Source organism: Agrobacterium sp. 10T429 (genome assembly GCF_056393925.1).
Genome location: NZ_JBFTGV010000004.1, coordinates 314,455 through 340,932, shown reverse-complemented (window position 1 = coordinate 340,932; position 26,478 = coordinate 314,455). Strand labels below are relative to the sequence as shown.

General features: G+C 58.6%; 22 protein-coding genes. 10 read left to right on the top strand and 12 right to left on the bottom strand.

Going from position 1 to position 26,478, the window contains the following annotated elements:
• Positions 1-31 precede the first annotated feature (31 nt).
• Both AC1DCP_RS12885 and AC1DCP_RS12880 read left to right on the top strand, forming a co-directional pair.
• Positions 32-1,129, top strand: coding sequence for a glycosyltransferase family 4 protein (locus tag AC1DCP_RS12885; protein ID WP_065688653.1), 1,098 nt, complete (start codon positions 32-34; stop codon positions 1,127-1,129).
• Complete coding sequence (locus tag AC1DCP_RS12880) at positions 1,126-1,869, top strand: polysaccharide deacetylase family protein (protein ID WP_065663011.1); 744 nt, start codon at positions 1,126-1,128, stop codon at positions 1,867-1,869. Before AC1DCP_RS12885 ends, AC1DCP_RS12880 begins: the two co-directional genes overlap by 4 nt.
• Here AC1DCP_RS12880 and AC1DCP_RS12875 read toward each other — a convergent pair.
• Entirely contained in the window at positions 1,861-2,823 is a 963-nt protein-coding gene (locus AC1DCP_RS12875; RefSeq protein ID WP_162696129.1) for a glycosyltransferase family 32 protein, read from the bottom strand. The genes AC1DCP_RS12880 and AC1DCP_RS12875 overlap by 9 nt on opposite strands.
• A 213-nt stretch (positions 2,824-3,036) precedes the next feature.
• On the opposite strand from AC1DCP_RS12875, the gene AC1DCP_RS12870 reads away from it, so the two are divergent.
• The 7 genes from AC1DCP_RS12870 (at position 3,037) to AC1DCP_RS12840 (ending at position 12,719) form a co-directional block, all read left to right on the top strand.
• Positions 3,037-4,929 (top strand): ABC transporter ATP-binding protein, encoded by a 1,893-nt coding sequence (locus AC1DCP_RS12870; protein ID WP_476774302.1) that lies wholly within the window; start codon positions 3,037-3,039, stop codon positions 4,927-4,929.
• Positions 4,926-6,827: an ABC transporter substrate-binding protein gene (locus tag AC1DCP_RS12865; protein ID WP_065688655.1), complete on the top strand. Its 1,902-nt coding sequence runs from the start codon at positions 4,926-4,928 to the stop codon at positions 6,825-6,827. Before AC1DCP_RS12870 ends, AC1DCP_RS12865 begins: the two co-directional genes overlap by 4 nt.
• Position 6,828: 1 nt before the next feature.
• Positions 6,829-7,827, top strand: a complete 999-nt coding sequence (locus tag AC1DCP_RS12860; protein WP_003516797.1) for an ABC transporter permease — start codon at positions 6,829-6,831, stop codon at positions 7,825-7,827.
• A complete protein-coding gene (locus tag AC1DCP_RS12855) occupies positions 7,824-8,999 on the top strand; it encodes an ABC transporter permease (RefSeq protein ID WP_003516796.1) in 1,176 nt (391 codons plus the stop codon). The genes AC1DCP_RS12860 and AC1DCP_RS12855 overlap by 4 nt, the downstream gene beginning before the upstream one ends.
• A 72-nt stretch (positions 9,000-9,071) precedes the next feature.
• A complete protein-coding gene (locus AC1DCP_RS12850) occupies positions 9,072-10,280 on the top strand; it encodes a glycosyltransferase family protein (protein ID WP_003516795.1) in 1,209 nt (402 codons plus the stop codon).
• Between the two features lie 43 nt (positions 10,281-10,323).
• Complete coding sequence (locus AC1DCP_RS12845; RefSeq protein ID WP_013636859.1) at positions 10,324-11,571, top strand: glycosyltransferase family 4 protein; 1,248 nt, start codon at positions 10,324-10,326, stop codon at positions 11,569-11,571.
• Positions 11,568-12,719 carry a glycosyltransferase family protein gene (locus tag AC1DCP_RS12840; protein WP_112153238.1) on the top strand — a complete coding sequence of 384 codons (1,152 nt, stop codon included), beginning with the start codon at positions 11,568-11,570 and terminating at the stop codon, positions 12,717-12,719. Before AC1DCP_RS12845 ends, AC1DCP_RS12840 begins: the two co-directional genes overlap by 4 nt.
• Here AC1DCP_RS12840 and AC1DCP_RS12835 read toward each other — a convergent pair.
• The 6 genes from AC1DCP_RS12835 to AC1DCP_RS12810 all read right to left on the bottom strand — a co-directional run bounded on the left by AC1DCP_RS12835 (position 12,685) and on the right by AC1DCP_RS12810 (position 19,943).
• Positions 12,685-13,425, bottom strand: coding sequence for a copper homeostasis protein CutC (locus tag AC1DCP_RS12835; RefSeq protein ID WP_065659914.1), 741 nt, complete (start codon positions 13,423-13,425; stop codon positions 12,685-12,687). The two genes, AC1DCP_RS12840 and AC1DCP_RS12835, sit on opposite strands and share 35 nt — an antisense overlap.
• Positions 13,426-13,504: 79 nt before the next feature.
• On the bottom strand, positions 13,505-14,710 hold the full coding sequence (locus AC1DCP_RS12830) for an MFS transporter (protein ID WP_065688657.1): 1,206 nt from the start codon (positions 14,708-14,710) through the stop codon (positions 13,505-13,507).
• Between the two features lie 63 nt (positions 14,711-14,773).
• Positions 14,774-16,207 carry a M81 family metallopeptidase gene (locus AC1DCP_RS12825; protein WP_065688658.1) on the bottom strand — a complete coding sequence of 478 codons (1,434 nt, stop codon included), beginning with the start codon at positions 16,205-16,207 and terminating at the stop codon, positions 14,774-14,776.
• Between the two features lie 12 nt (positions 16,208-16,219).
• Positions 16,220-18,139: a beta-N-acetylhexosaminidase gene (locus tag AC1DCP_RS12820; RefSeq protein WP_065688659.1), complete on the bottom strand. Its 1,920-nt coding sequence runs from the start codon at positions 18,137-18,139 to the stop codon at positions 16,220-16,222.
• A 42-nt stretch (positions 18,140-18,181) separates the two neighbouring features.
• Positions 18,182-18,964, bottom strand: coding sequence for an SDR family oxidoreductase (locus AC1DCP_RS12815; protein WP_112153239.1), 783 nt, complete (start codon positions 18,962-18,964; stop codon positions 18,182-18,184).
• Between the two features lie 115 nt (positions 18,965-19,079).
• On the bottom strand, positions 19,080-19,943 hold the full coding sequence (locus AC1DCP_RS12810; RefSeq protein ID WP_003516783.1) for a MurR/RpiR family transcriptional regulator: 864 nt from the start codon (positions 19,941-19,943) through the stop codon (positions 19,080-19,082).
• 243 nt (positions 19,944-20,186) lie between these two features.
• Here AC1DCP_RS12810 and AC1DCP_RS12805 point away from each other — a divergent pair, with 243 nt between their 5' ends.
• On the top strand, positions 20,187-20,672 hold the full coding sequence (locus tag AC1DCP_RS12805) for a hypothetical protein (protein WP_013636865.1): 486 nt from the start codon (positions 20,187-20,189) through the stop codon (positions 20,670-20,672).
• Between the two features lie 146 nt (positions 20,673-20,818).
• Here the strand turns inward: AC1DCP_RS12805 and AC1DCP_RS12800 are convergent, their stop codons facing one another.
• The 5 genes from AC1DCP_RS12800 to AC1DCP_RS12780 form a co-directional block, all read right to left on the bottom strand.
• Positions 20,819-21,931: an ABC transporter ATP-binding protein gene (locus AC1DCP_RS12800; protein WP_003516776.1), complete on the bottom strand. Its 1,113-nt coding sequence runs from the start codon at positions 21,929-21,931 to the stop codon at positions 20,819-20,821.
• Positions 21,932-22,116: 185 nt separating this feature from the next.
• Positions 22,117-23,349, bottom strand: a complete 1,233-nt coding sequence (locus tag AC1DCP_RS12795) for an extracellular solute-binding protein (RefSeq protein WP_003516773.1) — start codon at positions 23,347-23,349, stop codon at positions 22,117-22,119.
• A gap of 40 nt (positions 23,350-23,389) precedes the next feature.
• A complete protein-coding gene (locus AC1DCP_RS12790; RefSeq protein ID WP_003516772.1) occupies positions 23,390-24,247 on the bottom strand; it encodes a carbohydrate ABC transporter permease in 858 nt (285 codons plus the stop codon).
• Positions 24,244-25,128 (bottom strand): carbohydrate ABC transporter permease, encoded by an 885-nt coding sequence (locus AC1DCP_RS12785; RefSeq protein ID WP_003516771.1) that lies wholly within the window; start codon positions 25,126-25,128, stop codon positions 24,244-24,246. The genes AC1DCP_RS12790 and AC1DCP_RS12785 overlap by 4 nt, the downstream gene beginning before the upstream one ends.
• A 12-nt stretch (positions 25,129-25,140) precedes the next feature.
• Entirely contained in the window at positions 25,141-26,322 is a 1,182-nt protein-coding gene (locus tag AC1DCP_RS12780; RefSeq protein ID WP_476774301.1) for a Gfo/Idh/MocA family protein, read from the bottom strand.
• Positions 26,323-26,478: the final 156 nt, after the last annotated feature.

Sequence of the window (26,478 nt, the reverse complement as noted above, 5' to 3'; positions counted from 1 at the left end):
CCAGAGCCATGGGCGACGCACAACCATCCGGATGAGGATCGCTTTTTATTCACCGCTCAAATCGCCCAACCATCCCGTTCCCTCCGGAGACCGGCTGATGGCCCGCCTGCTGATGAAGGCGATGGCGATGGGCGGCCACGATGTTTCCGTCGCTTCCGAGCTGCGCAGCTTTCTCAAACAGGCTGACGATCCGGCGCGGTCCTTACTTGCCGATGCGGCGACGCGCGAAATCGAGACCATCACGGAGCGCTGGCAGCGGGAAGGCGCGCCGGATCTGTGGTTTTGTTATCACCCCTATTACAAGGCCCCGGACTTGCTCGGGCCGGAACTGGGCACACGTTTCGATATTCCCTACGTCACCGCCGAGGCCTCCTATTCCCCAAAGCGCAATGGCATGGGCTGGCAGGCGGTTCAGGACGAGTTACTGGCCGCATTGAACGCTGCCGCCATCAATATCTGCTTCACCGCGCGTGATCGCGACGGGCTTGTCCGCGCCTCTCCCGCACTCCGCTCGGCGATGTTGGCGCCCTTTATCGATGCCAGTAATTTTCTTGAAATTGCTCCGCGCCCCACACCGGGAAAACTCATCACCGTCGCCATGATGCGGGCGGGCGACAAGTTTGACAGCTATCGCGCGCTTCGCGAAGCGCTTGCGCTGTTGCCGCAGGACTTGAACTGGACATTGGATATCATCGGCGACGGGCCGGAACGCGCTGCCGTGCAAGCCATGTTCAGCTCTTTCCCCGATCGCCGTCTTGTCTGGCACGGAGAAAAAAACGCAAACGAAATCGCAGAACTTCTTTCAAAAGCATCGGTTTACGTCTGGCCGGGGCATGGCGAAGCCTACGGTCTCGCCTATCTCGAGGCACAGGCTGCGGGCCTGCCCGTTATCGCCGAAGCGGTGGCCGGCGTCCCCGAAGTGGTAAAATCCGGAACCACCGGATTACTGACACCGGAAAATGATACAGCCGCCTATGCTGGAGCAATCGAAACTCTGCTCGGCGATGACAAGCGGCGGGAGGAATTGGCAAGGGCAGCCCGCCAGTTCGTAAAAAATGAACGATCTCTGGAAAACGCCGCAAGAGAACTGAACGATATCCTGTTGCGAGCAAAGGCACGAACATCATGAGTCTGGAAACACTCGTAGCGGCACTGGATGAATGTGGACGACGCGGCATAACGGCCGATCTCTGGCTCAGGGACGACGATGCGGTGGAACCGACACCGGCGCTCGACACGCTGCTCGATCTTTGCAGCAGCTTTTCCGCGCCGGTCACGCTTGCGGTTATCCCCGAGATGACGACGGACAAGCTCGCGCGGCACCTGGATACGACTGACATTGCCCATGTCGCCGTGCATGGCTGGTCCCATACGAACTATGCCACCGAGAAAGAAAAGAAACAGGAACTCGGATCACACCGTGACCTGTCCATCATTCTCGACGAGTTGCAATCCGGGCTGGAAAAACTGCACGATCTGCATGGCAGGCGTTTCGTGCCTATGCTCGTTCCGCCGTGGAACCGCATAGATGCCAATGTGGTGCAGGGACTGGCAGACCTCGGATATCGAGCGCTTTCGGTTTTCGGCCCGGAGAAAGACGCCGTGCCACCTTGCCTGAACACCCATGTCGACGTGATTGACTGGCACGGCAGCCGCGGTGGGCGCGAAGACGACATCCTTTTCGCCGAGACCGCCGCCCGCATCCTGCAGACTGCGGAGCACGGCGGCACGACCGGCATCCTCACCCATCATCTCGTGCATGATGACAACGTCTGGCGTTTTCTGAAACGGCTGTTCGAAATTACCGGCAAACATCCTGCCGCGCGCTGGCGTTCCTCGGCGGAACTCATCAACCAGATATCACCATGACTTCCAGGCAATCAGCAAACCACCCGTCTTGGTGGCAAGTTCGCGCCTGACAGCTTCAACCTCCTGCAACGCGGCGCGATCGGCAAGAGAAGCGGCAACAAACCCCGCCGGCGCAAGGCTGATGCTCCCAGCCCGAGCGATGACGGTAAAGATCAGCGGACCCGTCGACCACCAGGCTGGCGCACGCGGCATTTCCTCAAGAATCCTCGGAAACGCCTCCAGCATCCTGCGGAAGACCGGATGGCCAGCAGGTGTCGCAATGAAAGAGTTGGCAAGAAGCATGCTGCCCTGCCCGGTATCGCGCGGCGTTTCTTCATCGAACGCCGTCAGCCCTACCAGTGGCAGGAAAGCATCGAAACTCGCATCATCCCGCGCCGGATACCAGTCGCAATCAAGATAGATGCCACCAAAACGCTCCAGCACGACATAGCGGGCCACATCGACAGCGCCGGGATAATCGCCGTCTTCCAGCATCGTCCTGAAGACGTTATTCGAAAACACGCCTTCCCGCTCAAGATCGGCCTCCCGCCAGAGGTGATATTCGTAACCATGCGAGGCGGCATGGGCAGCCCAGGCCTTGACCGATACGGGCGGGGCCTTGTCTCCGATCCAAATCTGGTGGATGCGCCTCGGCACGTCCTCCCTGCTTTTCAGATTGATAGCGCGGTGTTCCTCCAGGGAAAAATGCGCATATTTTGCAAGCACCTGCGGCGGCGGAACCAGCGTATATTGATAGCCGATCCTCGCGACCACATCGCCTTCAGCCTTGGCAAGACGCAGCCGTGCCGCATGCAGTCGGCGCGGCAGACCGAGCACTGTCCGTTCACCCATCAGGTGCCCGTCCTTTACTGCAACCAGCGATAAGAGAAGCGCGTGCGCTTCCGCATATTGTCCTTGGTTTTGCAACTGCCGGGCTCTATCCAGCTGGGCATCGTAATATTTCTTGTCGGACATGGATCCTCACCCGGAAACGTTCGTTAACATATCGCCAAACACAAGCCATCAGGCAAGCCATTGCAATTTGGAAGCCGGCTTTGAATTCGCTAAACAATTCGATGTTTCAGAGGCATAGACAGACAACAAACCCTACGATAACGTGCCTTTAAGCCCTCCTGAGCAAATTGTCACAAGACAACGATAAAGAGAGACGGCAAGGAACCCTTTAGCATGAGCGCAGGCGCAGATTTGCTCCGTATTGAAAATCTGCGGGTCTCGTTTTCTCTTATGGGTGGCACGATTGACGCCGTGAGGGGTGCCAGCCTTCGCATTCTTCCGGGAAAAGTGACCGCGCTTGTCGGAGAATCCGGCTCCGGAAAATCCGTCATCGGCCAGACGATCATGGGCATCCACCCCAAGACGGCGCGCGTGAACGGACGCGTGCTGTTTACCGATCCCGCAAATGCCGCAGCCGGCCCCGTCGATCTGCTGCAACTGCCGAAGGACGGCAGGGAAATCCGCGCTATACGCGGAAATCGCATCGGGTTGATTTTTCAGGAACCCATGACGTCTTTTTCGCCGCTGCACACGATCGGCAACCAGATTGACGAAGCGCTGAGAATCCACAGCATCCTGTCGCCGGCCGAGCGCGCGGAAAAAATGTATGAGACGCTCGACMTTGTAGGGTTTTCCAACCCGAAGAAGGTCGTGAACATGTATCCCTTCGAATTGTCGGGCGGCATGCGCCAGCGCGCCATGATCGCCATGGCACTGATCTGTCGCCCCGCGCTTCTGATCGCCGACGAACCGACGACGGCTCTGGATGTAACCATACAGGCGCAAATCCTCAAACTCCTGCGCGATCTCCAGAGCCGGCTGAACATGAGCATGCTGCTCATCACCCACGATCTCGGCGTGGTGGCAAACATCGCCGACGAGGTTGCCGTGATCTATCAGGGCGAGATCATGGAAGCCGGAACGGTCGACGATATTTTCAAGGCACCGAGCCACCCCTATCTCAAGGGCCTGATGGCCGCCGTGCCGCATTTCGACATGAAGCCAGGTGAGAGGCTGAAGGCGCTTCGTGAGATCACCGTCGACCACGAAAGCCTTGTCGGCAAGAAGACCGCCGCAGTGAACAAGACCCCCGGCCCGCTCTTGACCGTGGAGAATATCAGCAAGACCTTCACGACCCGGAAGTCCAGCTGGTTCAGCCGCCGCGATGCCAATGCCACCAAGGCGGTCAACAGCGTCAGTTTTGAAATCCGCCGGGGAGAATGCCTTGGCCTCGTCGGCGAAAGCGGCAGCGGCAAGACAACCGTCAGCAAAATCCTCATGCGCGCCGTTCGCCCGGATGAAGGCTCCGTGACCTTTCACCGGCCGCAGGGCGATATCGACGTCCTCAATGCTAGGGACGGCGATCTAAAGGAATTGCGGTCGAAGATACAGATGGTCTTCCAGGACCCGATCTCATCGCTTTCACCGCGCATGACCGTGCGCAATATTTTGAGCGAGCCGCTTGAAATCCATGGACGGGGCGATGCGAAATACCGCGCGGAAAAAGTCCGTAATCTCGTCAAGGCAATCGGCCTTGGAGAAAGCGCGCTGAACCGTTATCCGCACAGTTTCTCAGGCGGCCAGAGGCAGCGTATCGGCATTGCCAGAGCCCTGGCGTTGGGTCCAGAACTGCTGATCTGCGACGAACCCGTTTCTGCCCTAGATGTCTCGGTGCAGGCGCAAATCCTCAACCTGCTCAAGGATTTGCAGAAGGACCTCGGACTTACCTACCTCTTCATCTCGCACAATCTGGCAGTGGTGGATTACATGGCGGACCGCGTGGCGGTGATGTGCGAGGGCCGCATCGTCGAGCTGGCGCCGCGGGAAATCATGATGCGCTCTCCGGTTCACCCCTATACAAAATCGTTGCTGGCGGCTGTGCCTTTTCCCGATCTCGACCGTCCGCTCGATTTCCGCACCATCGGCAAGATCAGCGCGACGGGCAAGTTCGACTGGGGCAAGCAATTTCGCGACGAGGGTGACGGCGAAATGATCTCTGCCGATCTTGGCGATGGCCATTTCGTTCTCGCAAATGGCAATGCCGACATCAGGGAGCTTCGCTCGTGATTACGCGCCGCACCACCCTTGCCTTGATGGCCTCCGTCTTTTTGCCGACCTATGCGCGCGCTGCCTATACCGACCCCGCCTACTTCAAGGAAAAGCGGGAAAAAGGTGAGCTGCCTCATATTACCGAGCGCTTGCCGAAAAACCCGCGCGTCATCGATATGAAGGCGCTTGGCCGGGAGCCCGGAAAACACGGCGGTTCCGTGCGCATGCTGATCGGCGGCCAGCGCGATATCCGGCTTATGCCCATCAGCAACTATGCCCGCCTGGTTGGTTACGACGAAAAATTCGAGCTTCATCCCGACATTCTGGAAAGCTACGACGTTCAGGACGAACGCATCTTCACCTTCAAGCTACGCGAAGGCCACAAATGGTCCGACGGCAGCGATTTAACCTCCGAGGATTTCCGGTATTTCTGGGAGGATGTTGCTCTCAACAAGGAAATTCACAAGGGCGGCCCGCCAATCGAACTGCTGGTCAACAACAATCCTCCCCAGATCGAAGTCATCGACCGGCTGACGGTGCGCTATACCTGGGAAGGTCCGAACCCCGATTTTCTGGCAAAGCTCGCAGCAGCATCGCCCGCGCGGCTTTTCCTGCCCGCCGCCTATATGAAGCAGTTCCACATCAAATATCAGACCGCGGAAAACCTCGCCAAGCTCATCAAGAAGAACAAGGCGGATGACTGGAGCGGGCTGCATATCAAGATGTCGCGGCAGGTCCGTCCAGAAAATCCCGCTCTGCCGACGCTGGACGCCTGGCGCAATACGACTTCGCCACCGGCCGAACAGTTCGTTTTCGAGCGCAATCCCTATTATCACCGTGTCGACGAAAACGGCCTGCAACTGCCCTATCTCGACCGGTTCCTGCTGAACGTCACCTCCTCCGACATCATCTCGGCCAAGACGGCGTCCGGTGACAGCGATCTGCAATATTTCGGCCTCGATTTCGCCGACTACACCTTCCTGAAGGATGCCGAAAAGCGCTTTCCTCTGAAGGTGAACCTCTACAAACGCTCTCAAGGTTCGCGCATTGCGCTTCTGCCCAATCTGAACTGCGCCGATCCTGTATGGCGGAGCTGTTTCCAGGACGTGCGCGTGCGCCGCGCAATGTCGCTCGCTATAAACCGGCACGAAATCAACATGGTCTGCTTTTACGGGCTGGCCAAGGAAAGCGCCGACACCGTCTTGCCGGAAAGCCCGCTTTACCGACCGGAATTTGCCGAGGCCTGGAGTGCCTTCGACCGGGCGATGGCCAACAGGTTGCTTGACGAAGCAGGTCTCGATAAGCGCGACAGCGCCGGCAACCGGCTTCTGCCGGACGGCCGTCCAGCCTATATCATCGTCGAGACCACAGGCGAAAGCACGCTCGAAACGGACGTGATGGAACTGGTCACGGACCACTGGCGGCATATCGGCATTGCGGTTTCGGTCCGCCCGACCCAGCGCGATGTCTTCCGCAAGCGCGCCATGGGCGGCGAGGTGCTGATGTCGGTGTGGATGGGCATGGACAATGGCGTGCCGACCCCCGACATGTTGCCTTCGGGCCTTGCGCCCACCGGCGACGACCAGTTGCAATGGCCGGTCTGGGGCATCCACTATTTGTCCGGCGGGCGCGAGGGCAAGGAGCCTGACCTGCCGGAAGCAGCGCATCTGCTCGATCTCCTGAAAAAATGGCGCCGAAGCGTCACCGAGGAAGAGCGCGAGGCAATCTGGCTGGAAATGCTTGGTATCTACACGCAGCAGGTATTTTCCATCGGCATCGTCAACGGCGCGCTGCAACCCGTCGTCCATGTCAAACGCATGCGAAACGTGCCGGAAAAGGCGCTTTTCGGCTTTGAACCCACATCGTATCTCGGCATCTACATGCCGGATGCCTTCTGGTATGACGGAGACGCCTGATATGCTGCGGTATATTCTCAAGCGCATCCTCGTCATGATCCCCACGCTGATCCTGATCTCGATGCTGGTCTTCACCATCATCGAATTGCCACCGGGCGATTATTTCGAAAGCTACGTCGCCGAACTGCGCGCCATGGGCGAGACCGCAAACCTTGCCGAAATCGAGGAGTTGCGCGTCCGCTACGGCTTCGACCAGCCGGCGCCGATCCGTTACTTCCGCTGGGCAACCGGCATGCTGGTCGGCGATTTCGGTTATTCTTTCGAATATCAGCTCCCGGTAAACGAGGTTGTGGGAGACCGTCTGTGGTTGACGGTTCTGGTGTCCTTCGTCACCATCATCGTCACCTGGATTCTTGCCTTCCCGATCGGCATCTACTCCGCCACGCACAAATATAGCTGGGGCGACTACGGCCTGACCTTCCTCGGTCTGCTTGGCATCGCCATCCCCAACTTCATGCTGGCGCTGATCCTGATGTATTTCGCCAATATCTGGTTCGGCATCTCCATCGGCCATCTGATGGATCGGGAATATCTGAACCAGGCGATGAGCTGGCCAAAGTTCAAATCGATTCTCGAACATATCTGGATACCCGTCCTCATCATCGGAACGGCGGGCACGGCCGGCATGATCCGCCGCCTGCGCGCCAACCTGTTGGACGAGTTGCAGAAACAATATGTCGTAACCGCCCGCGCCAAGGGGCTTCACCCTTTCAAGGTGCTGATCAAATACCCGCTGCGCATGGCGCTGAATTTCTTCATCTCGGACATCGGCTCGATCCTGCCGGCTATCATATCAGGCGCGGAAATCACCGCCGTCGTGCTGTCGCTCGAAACAACCGGTCCGATGCTCATCCGGGCGCTGCAAAGCCAGGACATGTACCTGGCCGGCTCCTTCCTGATGTTCCTTGCTTTCCTCACGGTGATCGGCGTTCTTGTGTCGGATATCGCCCTTGCCATACTTGACCCGAGAATCCGCTTCGGAGGTGGTAACGTCAAATGACTTCATCCATCCCGACATCCGGCGAAGCACTGCCCCACTACGTTTCGACGGCGCCGTTCGACCCGTCGCTCATCGAACCCAATACGTCCGGAATGGCGGCCTTCAGCAAGGCGTCGCAACTGCGGCTCATGTGGTGGCAGTTCCGCCAGCACAAGATCGCTGTCTGGTCCGGCGCCTTTCTTGTGGTGCTTTATCTTTCGATCCTGATCAGCGAGTTCCTCGCGCCTTACAATCTTCACACCCGCAATATCGAGCATATCTACGCCCCACCCCAGGCCATTCACCTTTTCAATGACGGAAAATTTGTCGGGCCTTTCGTCTATGGTCGGGAAATGACGCTCGACATGGACAATCTGCGGCGTGTCTACCGGGATGTGCCGACGGATATCCAGCCGCTGCGTTTCTTCTGCAAGGGCGATACCTATCATTTCTGGGGCATGATCGAGGCTAGAACCCACCTCGTATGTCCGGCCGAAGGCGGTGAAATGTTCCTGCTCGGCACCGACCGACTTGGACGAGACGTGCTGTCGCGAATCATCTACGGCGCGCGCATCTCGCTGACGATCGGCCTTCTCGGTGTCGCCATGAGCTTCGTTCTCGGCATTGTGATCGGCGGTCTTGCAGGTTATCGCGGCGGCACTTTCGATCTCATCGTCCAGCGTATCATCGAAGTCCTGCAATCCATTCCGAGCATTCCGCTGTGGCTCGCACTCGCAGCGATCATGCCGGTGACCTGGAGTCCGATCCTCGTCTATCTCGGCATCACCATCATTCTCGGCATGCTGGACTGGACGGGACTGGCGCGCGCCGTGCGCTCCAAATTGCTGGCATTGCGCGAGGAAGACTATGTTTTGGCTGCACAACTGATGGGCGCCGGCACGCCGCGCATCATCGGCAGGCACCTTATCCCCGGCTTCATGTCACATCTGATCGCCTCGGCGACGCTGACGATACCGGGCATGATTCTCGGCGAAACCGCGCTGAGCTTCCTTGGTCTCGGCCTCAGGCCGCCGATCACAAGTTGGGGAATTCTGCTCACGGAGGCGCGCAGCGTCAGCGTCATTGCGCTATATCCGTGGCTTCTCATCCCGACGATTCCGGTTGTTCTCGTCATTCTGGCCTTTAATTTCTTCGGTGACGGACTACGTGATGCTGCGGATCCCTTCAGATAAAATGGAACACGCCTTGATAAACTGCTCTTCCGCCATCGCCTTTTTTGGGAAAGGCAAAAAGAGGTGTGGCCGATGACCTCCCGTCTGAACGACGCACGCATCCTCATGTACAGCCACGATTCCTTCGGCCTCGGACATCTGCGGCGCTGTCGCACGATCGCTCACGCGCTGGTGGAGGATTATCGCGGCCTCAACGTGCTTATCATTTCGGGTGCGACTATCGCCGGTGCCTTCGATTATCGCGCTCGTGTCGATTTCGTGAAAATCCCGAGCGTCATCAAGCTGCGCAACGGCGAATACACCTCCATGGACCGGCATATCGATCTTCAGGAAACACTGAAGATGCGCCGCTCCATCATCTATCACACTGCCGAAAGCTTCCAGCCGGATATCTTCATCGTCGACAAGGAGCCCATGGGTCTTCGTGGCGAGGTGGAGGAAACGCTTGCGTATCTCAAGGGACAGGGAACCAAGCTTGTCATCGGCCTGCGTGACGTCATGGATGCACCGCAGCTGCTTGAAGCGGAGTGGAAGCGCAATGACGTGATGACCAAGATCGGCAAGTTCTATGACCACGTCTGGATTTATGGCCCGCCGGACTTCCACGACCCCTTGACGGGGCTCGACGTTCCCCAGACCGTTCGGGACAAGATGGATTTCGTCGGCTTCCTGCAACGCTCCAAAACGCAGGCGGAAACCGTGGCGCACCGGCCGGAGGGCGACTATCTACTCATCACCACTGGCGGCGGCGGTGACGGCAGCGAATTGATCGATGACGTCATCAACGCCTACCGTCATGATAGCGAACTGACGCACAAGGCGCTGGTGGTGCTCGGCCCTTACATGCCGGCAGACCAGCGCCAGCGATTCATGAGCAGTGTTGCCGATATTCCATACATCGAGATCATCGAATTCGACAATCGCATGGAAGACCTCGTTGCCGGCGCTCAGGCCGTCGTGTCGATGGGCGGCTACAACACCGTCTGCGAGATATTGTCGTTCGACAAGCCTGCCCTCGTCGTGCCGCGCACGGTGCCGAGGGAGGAGCAGCTTATCCGCGCAAGCCGCGCGTCGGAGCTCGGCCTTTTCGACATGCTTTTACCTGAGGATGCCGAGAATCCGGCAAAAATGGCGGCAGCTCTTAAAGCGCTGCCGAATCGCGCGCCGCCTTCCGTCAATTCGCAGGACCTGAAGCTCGATGGTCTGGAAAACATTTCGAAACGGATAGCCGAATGGCTGCCGCCCGAGGGCGACAAGGTGCCAATAACGCTGACAGCGTGACCGGCTCCCCGACAACCACCGCTTCAAAAGAGACACGCGCAACGTGACCGACACAAAAAAAATCGTGGTGCTCCTCAAGGGCTATCCGCGCCTGTCCGAGACTTTCATCGCCCAGGAACTTCTGGGGCTTGAAAAGGCTGGCCTTAAGCTGGAACTCATGTCCATGCGCCGCCCGACGGATAAAAAACGCCACCCCGTTCACGATGAAATCCGCGCACCCGTGACCTACCTGCCGGAATATCTGCATGACGAGCCCATCCGCGTGCTGAAGGCCCTATGGGCCTGCCGCAAAAAGCCAGGCTTCACCAAGGCGCTGCGTCGGTTTTTCAGCGATCTGCCGCATGATCTCAGCCGCAACCGCTTCCGCCGTTTCGGGCAGGCGGCCGTGCTGGCGCACGAATGGCCTGTAGATGCCGGGTGGCTGCATGTCCACTTCATCCACACACCCGCCTCGGTCGCCGCCTATACACATCTTATCACCGGCACGCCCTGGACGATTTCGGCTCACGCCAAGGATATCTGGACCTCCAGCGACCGGGACCTTGCCGCAAAGCTGGAAAGCGCCCGCTGGGCCGTAACCTGCACCGCAAGCGGCTTTCAGCATCTTCGCACCCTTTCCGGCGTCAAACAGAATGTGCATTTGAGCTATCACGGTCTTGATCTCACCCGCTTCCCGCATTTCGACACGCCGCGTCCGCAAAGAGATGGATCGGACGCTCATGATCCGGTCAGGATTTTGAGTGTTGGACGGGCCGTCAAGAAAAAGGGCATCGATATTCTGTTGCAGGCTTTGGCCTCGCTTCCACAGGACATCCATTGGCGTTTCACCCATATCGGTGGCGGCGACGAACTTGCCGGGTTGAAAAAACTCGCCGACGAGCTTGGCATCGCCGACAGGATCGTCTGGACCGGCGCCATGGACCAGAAACAGGTGCTGGAGAATTACCGCGAGGCCGACCTCTTCGCCCTTGCCTGCCGCATCACCAGCGATGGTGACCGAGACGGTCTTCCCAATGTGCTGGTCGAGGCCGCCAGCCAGGCGCTGACCTGCATTTCCACCAATATATCAGGCATTCCGGAATTCTTCGTGGACGGTGAAAACGGCCTGCTGACGGAGCCCGAAAATCCGGTTGCCTTCGCCGAGGCTCTGCGCACGGCGATTACCGATCCACAATTGCGTGAGCGTCTGGGTAGTGCGGCGGAAAACCGTGTGCGAACCGCCTTCGACAACCGCACCAGCATTGCCGAGTTGAAGACGCTGTTCGAAACCGAGTGGGAAAAAACGCCATGACCGATACGGAAAAGCGCCCTTCCGTTTTCTTCTACGTCCAGCACCTTCTGGGCATCGGCCACATCGCTCGCGCCAGCCGCGTGGCCAATGCCCTTCAGGCAGATGGTTTCGATGTCGTTCTGGTGACAGGTGGCACCCCGGTTCCCGGCTTTCCGGGCGAAGGCATACGCCATGTCGAATTGCCGCCGATCGCCGTCAGCGACGGCAGCTTTTCCGGCCTTGTCGATAGTTCCTGCAAACCGGTCGATGACGACTTCAAGAAGCTGCGAACGGATATGCTGATCGGCGCTTATCACGGCGCAAAGCCGGATATCGTCATCATAGAGGCCTTCCCCTTCGGCCGCAGGCAGGTGCGTTTCGAATTGCTGCCGCTTCTGCACGAGATCGAGGACAGTGAACCACGCCCGCTCGTCATGACGTCGCTGCGCGATATTCTGCAGGAAAAAACCAAACCCGGCCGGGACGAAGAAACCGTGTCGCTGGTGAAGAAACATTTCGACGCGGTGTTGGTGCACGGAGATCCGGATTTCGTCCGGCTGGAGGAGACCTTTCCCCTTGCCGGCGAAATCAGCCAGCGCGTTGTCTATACCGGCCTCGTCGCGCCGCTGCCATCGCCGGAACCGGCGGAAGAATTCGATATCGTCGTTTCCGCTGGCGGAGGTGCCGTTGGTGCAGCCCTTATCCGGGCCGCACTTGAGGCATCGCCTCTGCTGGAAGAGATCAAAAGCTGGTGCCTCATAACCGGCCCCAACATGCCGCAGGCAGATTTCGATGCGATCTCGGCGCAGGCGCCCGAAAATGTGTCCATCTTCCGCTTCCGCAAGGATTTCGCAAGCCTGCTTGCCGGCGCGCGGCTTTCAGTTTCGCAGGCCGGTTACAACACCGTCTGCGATATTCTACAGGCAAAATGCCGCTCGCTTCTGATCCCGTTTGCGGCCGATGGCGAAACGGAACAGAGCGCCCGCGCCGAACGGCTGGCGCGGCTGGGACTGGCACAGGTTCTGGAAGAGAAGGATATCTCTGCGCGATCCATGGCCGATGCCATCAGGGCGGCATTGGCCCTGCCGGGACCGGACGTGATCCACCTCGATCTCGATGGCGCCGCAGGAACGGCTAGAGCTTTACGCCGCCTTTTTGATGAGCGGTGAGGATCGCCTTTAATTCTCGAACGGCCTCTTCATCCGTGCCCTTGCGCCCCGCGCCGGTGAAACCGAGTTTCGCCACCCGGCTTTCCGGATCGTAAAACGGAATGGCGGAACAGGATGCGTGGATCTCCATAACGGGAAAGCGGTCCAGCAATGTCTGCACGACTGGTGGACGCACCCCGGCCCCCGGCATGATGACAATCCGCCCGGCGGCAAGCTCGGATAATCGCGCCAAGGTCTCGATGCCCTCAAGCGCCGAACGCGCCCCCCCGGATGTCAGAATTCTCGGGAAACCCAGCGCGATAGCGGCCTCCAAGGCTTCATCCATGTTGGGAACAACGTCGATCGCCCGGTGCAGCGTCATATCGAGCCCGTCTGCGTGGCGGCACAGCTCTTCGAGCAGGGGAATATCGAGCGAGCCATCGCCAAGCGAGGCACCGAGCACCACGCCGGAAAGCCCCGCCGCGCGCGCCGCATCGATATCGCGTTTCATCACATCGGCTTCGTCGCGCGTGAACACGAAATCCCCGGCGCGCGGCCTGATCATCACGCTCACAGGCAGGGCGTAGGCCGCCGCCCGGTGCATGAAACCCGCAGACGGCGTCACACCGCCACCGGACAATGCCGCGCAAAGTTCTATTCGGTCCGCCCCACCCCTGACCGCCGCTTCCAGACCGGCCACGTCGTCCACGCAAATCTCGAGAATCATCGTAACCTCTTTCTTTTGAATGTGCCGTGTTTTCGCGCCGGCTTATCCGAAAACCGCCCACACTTTTCGGTCCGACGCTCTACCTGCGGCGGCCCTTCCCATCAAGCGCGTAGAGCATGTAAACGCCGCCGAGACCCACAACCGCTCCCAGGATTGAAGTGCCTGAATAGCTCGTGACAAGCGTGCCGACGGCAAAAATCAGCGCACCCAAACCCGCGCCGAGGAAGATGTTGACGGCAATCAGCGAGCTTCCAAGCCCCGGCCGATCCGCAATCAGTTCCTGCAGATAGGTGATCGGGATACTGATAATGGCGGCTGCGCCGAGCGCGCTGATCATGGTCTGCGCATAGATATGCCAAGGTGCCGTCGCGAGCCCCTGCAGGATGAGGTAGATGGCATAAAGCCCCGCTCCCGCCGCAAGGGTCAGCGTTTGCGGCACCTTCTTTTCGATCCAGCCCCACAGCAGAATGAAGACGATTTCCAGCGCGGCAACGATGCCAGCGACGATACCGATATCCGCGACCGTTCCCTTTGCCTGACCCGTTATGATGAGCGAGCGGATGGAATCATTGAGATGCAGCATCGAGCAGATGAGCGCGATGGCGATGATCCGCAGCAGCACCCGTCGCTCCCCGATTTCCGCAAGTGAAGCGCGGACACCGAAGCGTGCCTGCGTGTTCACCGATGCCGGAGTGGCCGTGCGCGGCAGGCAAAAGGCCACAAGCAGAAAGCAGATAAGCGCGCAGATGCCTGAGAACAGGAAAGCCAGCAGCATATTGCCGGAATTCACCAGAAAAATACCGACGATACCAGGCACCAGCACCCAGGACAGCGAGATGGTGGCCCGCATGATCGAATTCACGGCAATCATGTCGCCCGTCGAAAGATTGCGGGCATCGGCGCGCACATGCGCGAAAATCAGAGAGTTCATCGCCCCGAAAATCGGCAGGAGCAGCAGCTTTGCAGTCACGAAGGCGGTGGCATTACCAACGAGATAAACCAGCAGATAGCCGCTGACGCCGAAAAGCGCGATCAGCAACATGGGTTTGCGATATTCGCCGAGCCGGTCTGCAACGATGCCCATCAGCACGCTGGCGCTGACATTGATGATGGCGGCAAACAGCATCAGCAGGGAATAGACGGTGTTGCTGAGCCCGATTTCGCGAATGCCGATCACCGCCTGATAGGGGGCGGTGGCGGCATTCGAAAATCCGAAGAACAGGATGGCGAGCGCCCCGATGCGGATCGACGGATTGTTGAAAACGATGGAAAGAGCCGACGGCATGAAGGTTCGCCTGAGATGATCCGGCACGGCCGGATCGCTGAATGAAATGCTATCGAACCGCTGTCATCGCCAGCGGGCCGAAAGGATGGGTTTCGGGATATAGTTGAAATGCGGTTTCCATGGGTAAAAATCGCCATCCCGGCGGCGATTGGGGAGGTTTTCGATATCCTGATTGATAACCCCCTCCGTCAACGCCATGAGATTGGGATTGGCGATGGGCGCAAGCTCCGGCGAAAGATAACCTGACTTGACGACCAGCAGCCTTACCGCCTTCGGATCGAAGCCCAGACGGGTGAAATCCGCGATCATGTGATAGGGCCTGCGCCTTGCAGCCAGAATGACGGTAATGCCATCCATCACGACTACCGCCTGCCGCTGATCGGAAGCACCTGGATCGTCCAGTTTCAGGACCTTGGCTTCGACAGTGATGGAAGGGCTTTCGGGATCGAGACTGCCGCCGATCTTCAGGGAAAGCGCCGCGCCCTCGCCCGCCGCAAAACAGGCCTCGACCGCCGGCCTGTCGGTGATGCCGCCGATCAACGCGCCCTGCCAATTGCGCGCAATCAACGCCGCCAGAACATCGGCGCGATCGCCCACCCCGCCGCCGGTCGGATTGTCGCCGGAATCCGCCAGAATGATCGGCCCGGTTGTTGTTTTTTCCGCAATATCCATGATGACCTCGAGCGGTTCGGTCACGGGACCGAAACGGAAATCCTGTCGGGCATTCCAGTAGGATTGCGCAATCTCCGAGGCGACCGCCTGCGCGGCCTCCCTGTCCGTCCCGGTCACGACAGCGCAGGCCGTCGCCCTTGGTTCATCGGCCCAGACGTAGCCGATCATGAAATTCGCATCCCAAATGCCGGGCCGCGCGTCGTAGTCCGGCAAGACGGCATAGAGGCTTTTGGCCGGTTCATCTTCCGTGGAGGTTTTTTCACCCGGCAGGAGAACGGGGATTTTCGCCCATGCCACACCGGGCTTCTCGCCCGTTTTTAGAGCCTTGATGAGCATCGTCCACGCCCGCACCATCGTCTCGCGCACATCGATATGCGGCGCAGTTCGGTAGCCGGCGAAAATATCCAATTGGTCGATGATCGACTGGCTGACATTGCCGTGCAGGTCGTAGCTGGCGGAAATGATCACATCCGGTCCGACTACGGCGCGGGCGCTGGAAATCCAGTCCCCTTCCGCATCGTCCATTCCATCGACATTCATCGCGCCATGCATGGCGAGATAAAGCCCGTCGAGCGGCAGGCAAGCCTTGAGACGCTCCAAGAATTCCTGCTTGAACGCATCATAGGCCGCGCGCGACACGGGACCACCCGGCACTGCCCGCGCATGCAGAAGCGGCAACACCTCCGCCCCGCCTTCGCCGAGGAAATTGAAATATTCGGCTTCCAGCAACTCCGTCCCGCGAAAGACGCGAAAATCTTCCTGACGCATCAGCACCGGCGAATAGGTGCTGCATTCGGTATGAATTCCACCAACGGCAATACGCATCTCGCCTTCCTCTCAATAGACCGGGCTCAAGCGGACGATGGCGGAGAAACGCAGCCAGTCCTTCTGCGCTTTCGGCGTCCACGCCGCCTCGGCAATGGCGGGCAGTCTCGGGAAAACCAGATGGTTGAAATAGGCGCGATTGAGGAAATGCTCGGACCAGATGCAGGCCTGAACGCCTTTCATTCGCTCCTTCAATTCCTCGGGGAACTCACCCACTGCCTCGTAAGCATATGTATGCGACGGCGGAACGGTGCCGGCCCAGCTTGCGCCCGGCTCCTGCCAGGCTTCATCCTGCACCATGTCGAGATAATAGGCCTGTCCCGGCGTCATCACGACGTCATAGCCCTGCTTTGCAAGCTCCAGGCCAACTTCCGGCTTCTGCCAGGCCATCAGCAATGTTCCCGAGGGATCGACACCGCCGCCGTGCGAAACTTCGTCCCAGCCGGCAAGCTGGCGGCCGCGCTCATGCAGCATCCCCTGAATACGTTTCATGAAATAGGACTGGATACCGAAGGTGCCGTCGAGGCCTTCCTTTTCCATCAACGACTTGGCAAGCGGCGAGGCAAGCCAGGAGCCATCTGCTACCTCGTCGCCGCCGATATGGATCAGCCGCGAGGGGAAAAGCTCCACCATCTCGTCGAATATCTTGCCAAGGAATTCATAGGTCGGCTCGATGGCGGGATTGAGCGCATTGTTGGGATAGCCCTGTACGGAGCGATAGCTGTCCGGCGCTTCCTGCCCATCCGTCAGCTCCGGATAGGCAACGAGAGTCGCCGTGCTGTGGCCGGGAATATCGACCTCCGGCACGATTTCGATGTTCAGTGCCGCCGCATGCGCGACGACCATGCGAACATCATCCTGCGTGTAATAACCGGAAACCGGCTCAGCCCCATTGCCGAGCTGCGGCAGAAGCGGCGCATCCGGGCCGCGCGTCGCGCCGACTGTCGTCAGCAGCGGGTAAGCCTTGATTTCGAGACGCCAAGCCTCGTCATCCGTCAGGTGCCAATGGAACCGGTTCATGCGCAGCCATGCAAGAATGTCGATCAGCCGCACGACATCACCGGTCGGATAGAATTGTCGCGAGACATCCAGATGGCAACCGCGCCAGCTGTAACGCGGCGCATCAGCGATGGTGCCTGAAACCGGGAAACGGAATTTGGTATCGGTGCGCGCGCCGTGCAGCAATTGCGCGAGCACAGTCAGGCCGTATTGCAGACCTGCAGCGGCCGAATATTCCACGACGACGGCGTCATCAGAGAAAGACAGGCGATAACCTTCCGCTTCCAGACCGCTATGTTGCTTGAAACGAAGCGGTTTGCCCTCATGAACAGGCGCGAGGCTGAAAGGCACGTGACCAACGGCAAAAAGCCTGCGGAACAGCGACGAAACAGTTTCCACCGCAAGCACTTCTTCCTTGCCTGCCTCTTCCGTCGGGAAGAGTGCGACGGGGAAGTCTTCGCCCGGCGCGGCATCGATTTCCGCAGGCCAGGGCTGGATGGCGAAGGGCAGATCGAGCTTTCCTTCGGGAAGCAGGGCTGGCGCCGGCTCGCTATGGCGCCCGTCAAGCATCAGGTCAGCGACATCAACCGCGCGATGTGTGCCGTCGGCAAGGCTGATATAGGCGGATTTCGCACCGTCTGTGCGATGGCGGGCAGGCCTGAGCAGGCCGTCAACGGTAAAACGCCACGATTTCCCGGCTTCGAGCACGAAACCCGTTGGCGGCGCAAATTCATGGAAATTGGCATTGCGGCGCAGATAGACGGCATTGCCGCAGACGGGCTTGTCGATAGTCCGCGTCAGCGACGTATAGACGATCCGGAAATCCTTCACCGGCTCGCTGGAAAGATTGAACAGGGTGAAGGTGAAGCCACCCGATGCGGAATCTTCGAGCGGATGCCATGAGTTTTCGAGACGAAATTGTGCGAGCGCCATGATGCTCCCCTTTATTGTGCTTCAAGCCCGAGAGGACTTCGGTCAGTAGTGTTCGGATTGTGAGAAAGTGCGGGCGAGCGGCGCCTGCCCTGCCGTCAGGCCGCAATCCACCGGCAGGCATACGCCGCTGATGGCCGCTGCCTGTGGCCCGACTAGAAAAGCGACGGCGTTGGCGACATCCTCAGGCCTCACGATGCGCTGCAACGGATACCAGTGCTTCGCTTCCTCGAAGACCTGAGGGTTGACTGCCGCCCGCGCTTCCCAAGCCTGCGTGCGCACGGTTCCTGGAGCAACAGCATTGGAACGAATGCCGAATTTTCCATATTCGACAGCGATCAGCTTCGTCAGATGGATCAAGCCTGCCTTTGCTGCGCTATAGGCGGGATGGCCGAACACAGCCATGCCGTTGACGGAGGTGATATTGATGACAGACCCTTGCGTGCGCTTAAGCGCGTCCTCGAAAGCCCTGAAGCAGAGAAACGGTGCTTCCAAGTTAAGGGCATTGTCCTTGCGCCATATCTCTGCGGTCGTGTCGTGCAGGCTGACGGCCCTTGCAGCACCAGCATTGTTGACGAGGGTCGCGACATCACCCAGCTCCGCAACCTCCAAGGCCAGCCTTGCAAGATCCTTCGGATCGGTGACGTCGCAGGTTTTCGAAACGAAGGCGGAACCGGAAAGCAGGGAAAGCGCATTGGAAAGGGCGTCGGGATCGATATCCACCAACACCACCTTCGCGTGGCTTTCAGAAAGCGCCGCGGCAATTGCCCGGCCGATGTCGCCCGCCGCGCCCGTTACGACGGCGACCTGGTCTTTCCTGTCCTGCATGTCATGCTACTCCTTCGAAGCTTTCCAGAGCGGGTTTTGAGGTCAAGCCGCTCTACATCTTTGTTTTTATGCATTTTCCGGGCGTGAAACCGCTACGCGGCTCACTGGAAATGCTCTAGTCACCCAGCAATTGCCGGTCGTCCGGATCACGATGCTCCACAAGCTGCTGCTTGATGTGCCGCAGGGTCACCATCGACCGCTGCCGGTGGTGATAGGCAGCTAGCGTCGCCAGAACATCAACCGCCGCCAGATAGGCATAACGCGATGATGTTGGGCGGAAGATATTGTTTCCCTCAGGCACGTTGACGGCCACCACCATATCGGCGGCCAAGGCGACGGGCGTATCGCTCTGGGTCAGCGCGATGGTGGTAACCCCCATTTCCCGCGCCAGCCTGAAGCACTTCACCAATTCCATGTTGCGGCCGGAAAAGGAGGATCCGATGATGACGTCTTCCTTCCGCGCAGCGGCAGTCATCATCAATTGCATGCTGTGATCGGCGCTGGTCGAAACGCGCAGGCCAAGGCGAAACAGCCGGTTCTGAATTTCCGAGGCGATCATCGAGGAATTACCACCGGCTCCAAACGCGTAGATCATGCCGCTATTGGCAATCCGGACGGCCGCTTCGTCGGCTAGGGCGGGATCGAGCGTCTTGTGCAGCAGGAAAAGCGCCTCCTGCGCCTTGGCAAGCACTTCCTCGGCGACGTCCGACGGGCCCGTGCTGGTCGGTTCCGAGGTGAGGTAGCGGATGCCGACATAAGCGGTCTTGGCAAGGCTGACCTTGAAATCCGAAAAGCTCTGGCAACCCAGACGGCGGCAGAACCGCGTCACAGTTGGCGGGGAAACCTCGGCGCGGGCGGCAAGCTCGATGATCGATGCATTGACCGCAAACTCGAAGTCCGAAACCAGGATATCGGCGATCCGCCGCTCCGATTGCGAGAACTGTCCCCTGTCGTCTTGAATCTTTGCGAAAATATCCATGCTCACCGGTCTCCGTTCCGCCAAAACTTAAGGCTTGGCCCCGTTTCCGATGCACCCTAATCCGAGACGCCCGTCAACCGTACACACCCATGAATCGACCATGTTTCGCCCCGTTGACGACACGCCGGACACCTTTGATTTGAAAATTATTTTCTCTGTTGATTGCGAGATGAGCATATGCCAACAATATTCGCCAGAGAAATATCCAAATCTTGAAAATAATTTCAACAACGGACCTGAATCATGCGCGACCCATTCAAAAACCCTTTTCCCGAGACAGACGTCGCCCGCCACTCCATCTGGGACATGCTGGTAACGCGGGATATCGACGCCTTCCTCACTGCCGACTGGTCGAAAGTCGCGGATGATTTCGTAAAGGACGGCTTTCTCGGCATCAACGCCAACCGGGATGCAAACCCGGACAACTGGCGCCTGTCCTTCCCCTCGCTTGACGCCTATCGCGACGAATGGCTGCGACAGGCGCAGGATTTCCAGACCCAGCAATTCGCTGAAGACCCGCGCAATGCGATCTTCACCACCACCACGCTGGAAGAAATCGAAGTGGAAGGTGAGACCGCGCTGGTTCGCAAGAAGTTCGACGGCGGGCTTCGCAAGGCCGACGGCAGCTTCGACGTCATGAAATGGCAGACGCTCTATTATTGCCGACTGCATGAGGGCCGCTGGAAAATCAGCGGTTTCACCGGATACATGCCCAATCCCATGCCGTGATCCAGCGGACCTGCCAGACCGATTTGAACGCCGGGCCGAAAGCCCGGCGTTGCTTTTTCGTCTGGAGGACGAAGGCCGCTGAAAAACGATAGCGTCGCAGAAAACCGGGCATGGCGAGACAGATTTCATGGCCCGGTTCCCGCCCTTTATTGTATCAGTTTGAGGACAGAAAGATCGACACGCCGTTCGAGCGATGTGCCGCTTTCATCAAACAGATGGCAATCCGACGCCTTAATACCGGTGACGATGGTTTCATCGACGACAACAGGCGCAGAACCGGAAAGAAGCGCGCAATAATTTTCACCCGTGGGCGCGACGCCATAAGCGATCGTATTCACACCCAGCCGCTCGATAACGCTGGGCGCGACCTTGATATTCAGGTCGGCCGTTTCGAGACCGGTGTGTTCCGGGCGAATGCCGAGCGTCAGTTGCGTTCCTTCAAGACCGGCGCGCGGCTCCACCGGCACGGTGATTGTCTGGCCCTCATACTCCACGGTCACACCATCGGCGCTGACGGATTTGCAGGTGACCTTCAGGAAATTCATTTTCGGATTGCCGATGAAACCGGCGACGAACAGGTTTGCGGGCTTGTGGTAAAGTTCCAGCGGCGCCCCGACTTGGGAGATTTCGCCCGCATTCAGCACCACGATGCGGTCGGCCATGGTCATGGCTTCCACCTGGTCATGCGTCACGTAGATCATCGTCGCCTTCAGCGTCCGATGCAGATTGGTGAGCTCGATACGCATGTCGGCGCGAAGTGCGGCGTCAAGGTTGGAAAGCGGCTCATCGAACAGGAATATCTTCGGCTCGCGAACGATGGCGCGGCCGATCGCTACACGCTGGCGCTGGCCGCCGGACAACATGCCGGGACGCTGCTGCAGGCGCTGGTCGAGTTGCAGGATCTTGGCGACGGCCTCGACCTTTTCCTTGATCTTGCCCTCTTCCATCTTTTCGACGCGGAGGGGAAAAGCGATGTTTTCAAAAACTGTCATATGCGGATAGAGCGCATAGGACTGGAACACCATGGCGATGCCGCGTCTAACCGGCGGCAAGTCATTGACCTTCACACCGTTGATGACGATGTCGCCGGCGGAAATATCCTCAAGGCCGGCGATCATGCGCAGCAATGTGGATTTACCGCATCCCGAGGGGCCGACAAAAACGACGAACTCGCCATCCCTGATGTCGAGCTGAACGCCCTTGATGACTTCGAAATGTCCATAGTTCTTGCGGACGTTGTTGAGATAAAGCTGACCCAAAACTTGCCTCTCCCGTCACCAGCCGACATCAGGCTGCGTTCAGAGACGTTCCGCGACACGGAAAAATCGCGTCTTATCGGAACCGTTAAAACACACGAGAAGCTCCTGCCGTCATAGCGGCGGGTATTCTCGCAACGAATTATGAGGTTGCGGGCGACCTGCGCCCGCAACCGTATAAAAGTGGATTACTTGTACTGCTCGAGAGCGGCAGAGGCCTTCTTTGCGGCATCTTCCGGTGTCGCCTTGCCGGTAACGACAGACTGCACCATCTCAATCATCGTGTCCTGGAAGCCCTTGTAGTCAGTGAAGAGCGGCTCGGGACCGCCATAGGCGATACCGTCGATCAGCGGCTTCCAGAAGGGGTCCTTGGCGATGAACTCATCAACCTTCGGCGACGGACGAAGCGGGGTCAGGCCAGCGCCGCCCTGCAGTTCGTATTCGCCCTGCGGGCCGGGAGAAGTGATGAACTTGGCGAATTCGGTCGCCTTTTCTTCGACACCGGTTCCCTTGAAGATCGCGAGGCTGTCGGTGATGAGCAGCGTGCCGGGACCCTTGGCTTCAGGGCCGAGCGGCAGGGTTGCGATACCCCAGTTGATCTTGGTTTCCTGCAGGCGAGTTGCGGCACCCGATCCCGCCTGGATCATGCCAACCTTGCCATCGAGGAAGATGGCGCGGATTTCGTTCTGCTCGTAGGCCGTCGGACCTTCGACGGAGTAAGGCGTGATGTCCTTGTAGGCCTTCAGAGCTGCAAGAACCTGCGGGCTGTCGACGGTGATCTTGTCGCCGTCGATGACCTTGCCGTTATTGGTGTAAACCCAGTGCATGAACTGGTGCATGGTGTTGTCGAAGGTCTTGGCGGGCAGGCCATAACCGGCGACGCCGGTCTTTTCCTTGATCTGCTTGGCAAAGGCGATCTCTTCAGCCCAGGTCTTCGGCGGCACTTCCGGATCGAGACCGGCCTGCTTGAAGAGGTCCTTGTTCCAATAGAGCGCCTTGGTCGAGAAGGCGACGGGCACGCCCCACTGCGTATCCTCGAAGGTAACCGTGTCGACGATGTTAGGGTAATAGGTCTTCTTTTCGTCTTCGGTCATCGGCACCGGAACGATGAGGTCGTTCTGTGCGAACTGCTTCAGCGTGCGCGAACCGACATAGGCCATGGCGACCGGAGTGCCGGCGGCAGCGAGCGTGGTTGCCTTGTCCTGGCACTGCGCCCAGCCGACGACTTCAGGAACGACCTTCCAGCCGGCATTCTTGCCTTCCCATTCCTTGATGTATTTTTCATGGATGGGGTCCATCTTGTCGCCGCAATAGATCCAGCTGATCTCCTTGTCGGCGGCGTGTGCCGCCACCGTGCCAAGGGCAGTGGAACCGGCAAATGCGAAGGCGCAAAGCGCCAATCCGTAATGTTTCAGTGCCATAGATAGTCTCCCGTTTTCTGGTGGTCGTTCCTATTGTTGATTATTTCACCGCGCCTGCGGTAAGCCCGCTGACGAGATAGCGTTGCATGAAGAAGATGACGACCATGGCCGGCGCAATGCCGACGAAGCTGGCCGCCATCAACTCATTCCAGACGACTTCCTGACGACCGAAATAGGCAAACAGGCCGATGGGCAGCGGCATATATTCGGTCTTGGAATTGAAGGTGAGCGCGAAGATGAACTGCTGCGCATAAGCACCGATGAAGGTGGTGATGGACACGACGGCGATGCCAGGCATCGCAAGCGGCAGGATCACCCGGCGGAAGGTATAGAAATAGCTCGCACCGTCCACATAGGCCGCCTCCTCCAGTTCGCGCGGAATACGCAGCATGTAGGTCCGCAAAAGCCAGATGGCAGTGGGGATCAAAAAGGCGGCGCCGGGAATGATCATCGCCAGATAGGTGTTCAGCACGCCCATATTGCGCATCAGCCGGTAAAGCGGGATCAGAAGCACCGCACCGGAGAACATGTTGATCGCCAGAAACGCGCCGAGCAATTGCCCGCGACCGCGAAACTGGAACCGCGCGAAAGCATAGGACGCCGGCACCACCAGAAGCAGAACGATGATGGTCGATATTGTCGAGATGAAGAAAGAGTTGAAGACGTAGCGGGCAAAGCCGGGAACGCTGACCCACATGGTCCGGTAAGCTTCGAAGGAGCCGTTTTCTGGCCAAAACTTATACGGTGACGAAAAAAGCAGGCTGAGCGGTTTCAGCGAAACCAGAAACCCTTCGACAAACGGCGCCAGCACGAAGGTCAGGAATACGGCGATGCCGCAATAAATCCCGACGATCTCATACCATCTGTAACGGTTGATCATCGCATTTTTGTCGGTCATCGGCTGGTCTCCTGCGAGATACGGCTGGTGATGCGGAAGTAGAAGTAGGTGAATATGGACAGGAAGATGCAGATCAGCACTGCACGCGCCGCGCCCTCACCGTATTTGTAGGAACCGATCGCCGTCTTGTAGGTGTCGATGATCATGGTCGTCGTCTGGCCCGTCGGTCCGCCCTGTGTCAGGATCCAGATGATGTCGAAGGAATTGAAGGTCGAAATCAGCGAGATCATCGACATGGTAATCATGGCCGGCAGCATCAGCGGCAACGTGATGCGGCGGAAGCGGTAGGTGCGGCTGGCGCCGTCGGTCCAGGCTGCCTCGTAAAGATCCTGCGGAATGGCCTGAATTGCCGCCAGCAGATAAAGCGTCACCATCGGCACGCCGATCCATACGTCGGTGATGATAGTCGCCCAGAAAGCCGTGCTGCCATAGGCGAGGAAGGCGACTGGACCGTCCACCAGGCCAAGATTCTGGAGAACACCGGAAATCATGCCGAACTGGCCGTTATACATCCAGCCCCACATGAAGATGCCGATAGCCATCGGCACGATCCATGGCGGCATCGTCAGGATGCGAAACAGGGCCCGACCGGGAACGGCCGAATTCAGCAACACCGCACCGAAGGTGCCGATGATCATCTTTATCGAGACGGAAAAGAAGGTCCAGATAAAGGTCCGCGTGATGACCCCGGCGAAAGTCTCGTTGAAGATCTTCTCGTAATTGATGAAACCCACCCAGTTCGTCGTCTTTTTCAACGACGCGTCCGTGAAGGACAGGATGAAGGTATCGACGAGCGGATAAGCAACAATAACAGTGATGTATAAAAGCGCCGGCAAAAGAAGAAGCCAGGCAAAGATGACCGCGCTGCGTTTCGCATCCATCGCAGCGCCCCCTTAAGCCGATTTCACGGCGGGCGACTTCAACTGCCCGTGGAGTGCCATATCATATTCCTCCCACACCGGCTTGAGATCGACCACCTTGCGGCCATGGCGCGCCTCGTCCATGGCGAGCGCCAGAATACCGGCCTCGATCGCATCGAGCGCGGAAACCGGCAGGGGCGTCCCCTTGACGACATGGTTGATCACGTCCTCGGCCATCTGCTCATCCGCGCCATAATGCTGGGAGAGCACGGTTGCCGCCGAATAGGTCTTGGCAACGGTCTTTTCGTTGGTGCGGGCATTGTGCACGTTCAGGAAGCCGCGCACGAAATCGCCCTCGGCCATGCCCTTGGCGCCGATGACGCAGAAACGGCGGAAATCGTCGGGAACGTTCAGATTGGTATGGAAGGCGAGCGATGCGCCGTTTTCATATTCGACGATCGCGGTCTGGTAGTCGATGATATCACCGTCGCTGTCGAAAACCTTGTCGGAACCCATCCAGCCGCTCGGCTTGCGATGGTAGACTTCCATGTCGTTGATGCCGTCATTTTGCGGAGCATTTGCAGGCGTGAAGCTCTTGCGCCCGCCAAAGCTCGACACGAAACGCGGCCGGGCACCCACCACGCCGTTATAGAGATCGAGGTCGTGGCAGCATTTTTCCAGCATGAAGGAGCCGGAATAGTTCTCGTAACGCCGCCAGTCGCGCATGAAGAACGCGCCATGATAGGGCGGGATATGTTCCGAAGCCTCGATGGAGACGACGTCACCCAGCTTGCCTTCGGCCTGCGCGGCGCGCAGATCGCGGTAAAGCGGCGAGTAACGCAGGACCAGACCGACCAGCAGCCGCTCATGTCCATGCTTGTTGAGCAACCGGGCGAGTTCGAGGCTTTCCTCGATGCTGACGACGATGGGTTTTTCCGAGAAAATGGTGCAACCGGCTTCAAGCCCGATGCGGATATGCTCCAGATGCATATGGTTCGGTGAGCCGATCATCAAAAGGTCGAATGTCTCGCCGGCAATCAGCGCCTCGGGGCTGTCATAGGCCTTGCCAGCCGAAATGCCCTTTTCCTCAAGACCCGGCAGACCGGCCGGGGCAGGATCGACATAACCGACGATCTCGAAATCCTTGTCGATCTCGTGAAAAACGTAGCCCAGATAACCGAGACGGAATCCGAGTCCGATAATTCCCACCTTCATGAACTTTGTTCCCTGTTCATTCGTAATTCATTTTCGCAGAAGCAACCATTTCTTTGCTGGTTATCCTGATATCTGCGATAATTTTCCGCCACGATGAAATTAATTTTCATAACGGTCAAGTTAAATTCGATCTCGCAAATCCTAGTGAGGACCGGA

Bases quoted from the DNA above. Each gene is read 5' to 3' on its own strand.
- AC1DCP_RS12810 (WP_003516783.1), bottom strand. From the start codon at position 19,943: ATGGATATTTTCGCAAAGATTCAAGACGACAGGGGACAGTTCTCGCAA.
- AC1DCP_RS12820 (WP_065688659.1), bottom strand. From the start codon at position 18,139: ATGGCGCTCGCACAATTTCGTCTCGAAAACTCATGGCATCCGCTCGAA.
- AC1DCP_RS12850 (WP_003516795.1), top strand. From the start codon at position 9,072: ATGACCTCCCGTCTGAACGACGCACGCATCCTCATGTACAGCCACGAT.
- AC1DCP_RS12835 (WP_065659914.1), bottom strand. From the start codon at position 13,425: ATGATTCTCGAGATTTGCGTGGACGACGTGGCCGGTCTGGAAGCGGCG.
- AC1DCP_RS12795 (WP_003516773.1), bottom strand. From the start codon at position 23,349: ATGGCACTGAAACATTACGGATTGGCGCTTTGCGCCTTCGCATTTGCC.
- AC1DCP_RS12815 (WP_112153239.1), bottom strand. From the start codon at position 18,964: ATGCAGGACAGGAAAGACCAGGTCGCCGTCGTAACGGGCGCGGCGGGC.
- AC1DCP_RS12805 (WP_013636865.1), top strand. From the start codon at position 20,187: ATGCGCGACCCATTCAAAAACCCTTTTCCCGAGACAGACGTCGCCCGC.
- AC1DCP_RS12840 (WP_112153238.1), top strand. From the start codon at position 11,568: ATGACCGATACGGAAAAGCGCCCTTCCGTTTTCTTCTACGTCCAGCAC.
- AC1DCP_RS12875 (WP_162696129.1), bottom strand. From the start codon at position 2,823: ATGTCCGACAAGAAATATTACGATGCCCAGCTGGATAGAGCCCGGCAG.
- AC1DCP_RS12855 (WP_003516796.1), top strand. From the start codon at position 7,824: ATGACTTCATCCATCCCGACATCCGGCGAAGCACTGCCCCACTACGTT.
- AC1DCP_RS12825 (WP_065688658.1), bottom strand. From the start codon at position 16,207: ATGCGTATTGCCGTTGGTGGAATTCATACCGAATGCAGCACCTATTCG.
- AC1DCP_RS12785 (WP_003516771.1), bottom strand. From the start codon at position 25,128: ATGGATGCGAAACGCAGCGCGGTCATCTTTGCCTGGCTTCTTCTTTTG.
- AC1DCP_RS12830 (WP_065688657.1), bottom strand. From the start codon at position 14,710: ATGCCGTCGGCTCTTTCCATCGTTTTCAACAATCCGTCGATCCGCATC.
- AC1DCP_RS12860 (WP_003516797.1), top strand. From the start codon at position 6,829: ATGCTGCGGTATATTCTCAAGCGCATCCTCGTCATGATCCCCACGCTG.
- AC1DCP_RS12780 (WP_476774301.1), bottom strand. From the start codon at position 26,322: ATGAAGGTGGGAATTATCGGACTCGGATTCCGTCTCGGTTATCTGGGC.
- AC1DCP_RS12790 (WP_003516772.1), bottom strand. From the start codon at position 24,247: ATGACCGACAAAAATGCGATGATCAACCGTTACAGATGGTATGAGATC.
- AC1DCP_RS12885 (WP_065688653.1), top strand. From the start codon at position 32: ATGAGGATCGCTTTTTATTCACCGCTCAAATCGCCCAACCATCCCGTT.
- AC1DCP_RS12880 (WP_065663011.1), top strand. From the start codon at position 1,126: ATGAGTCTGGAAACACTCGTAGCGGCACTGGATGAATGTGGACGACGC.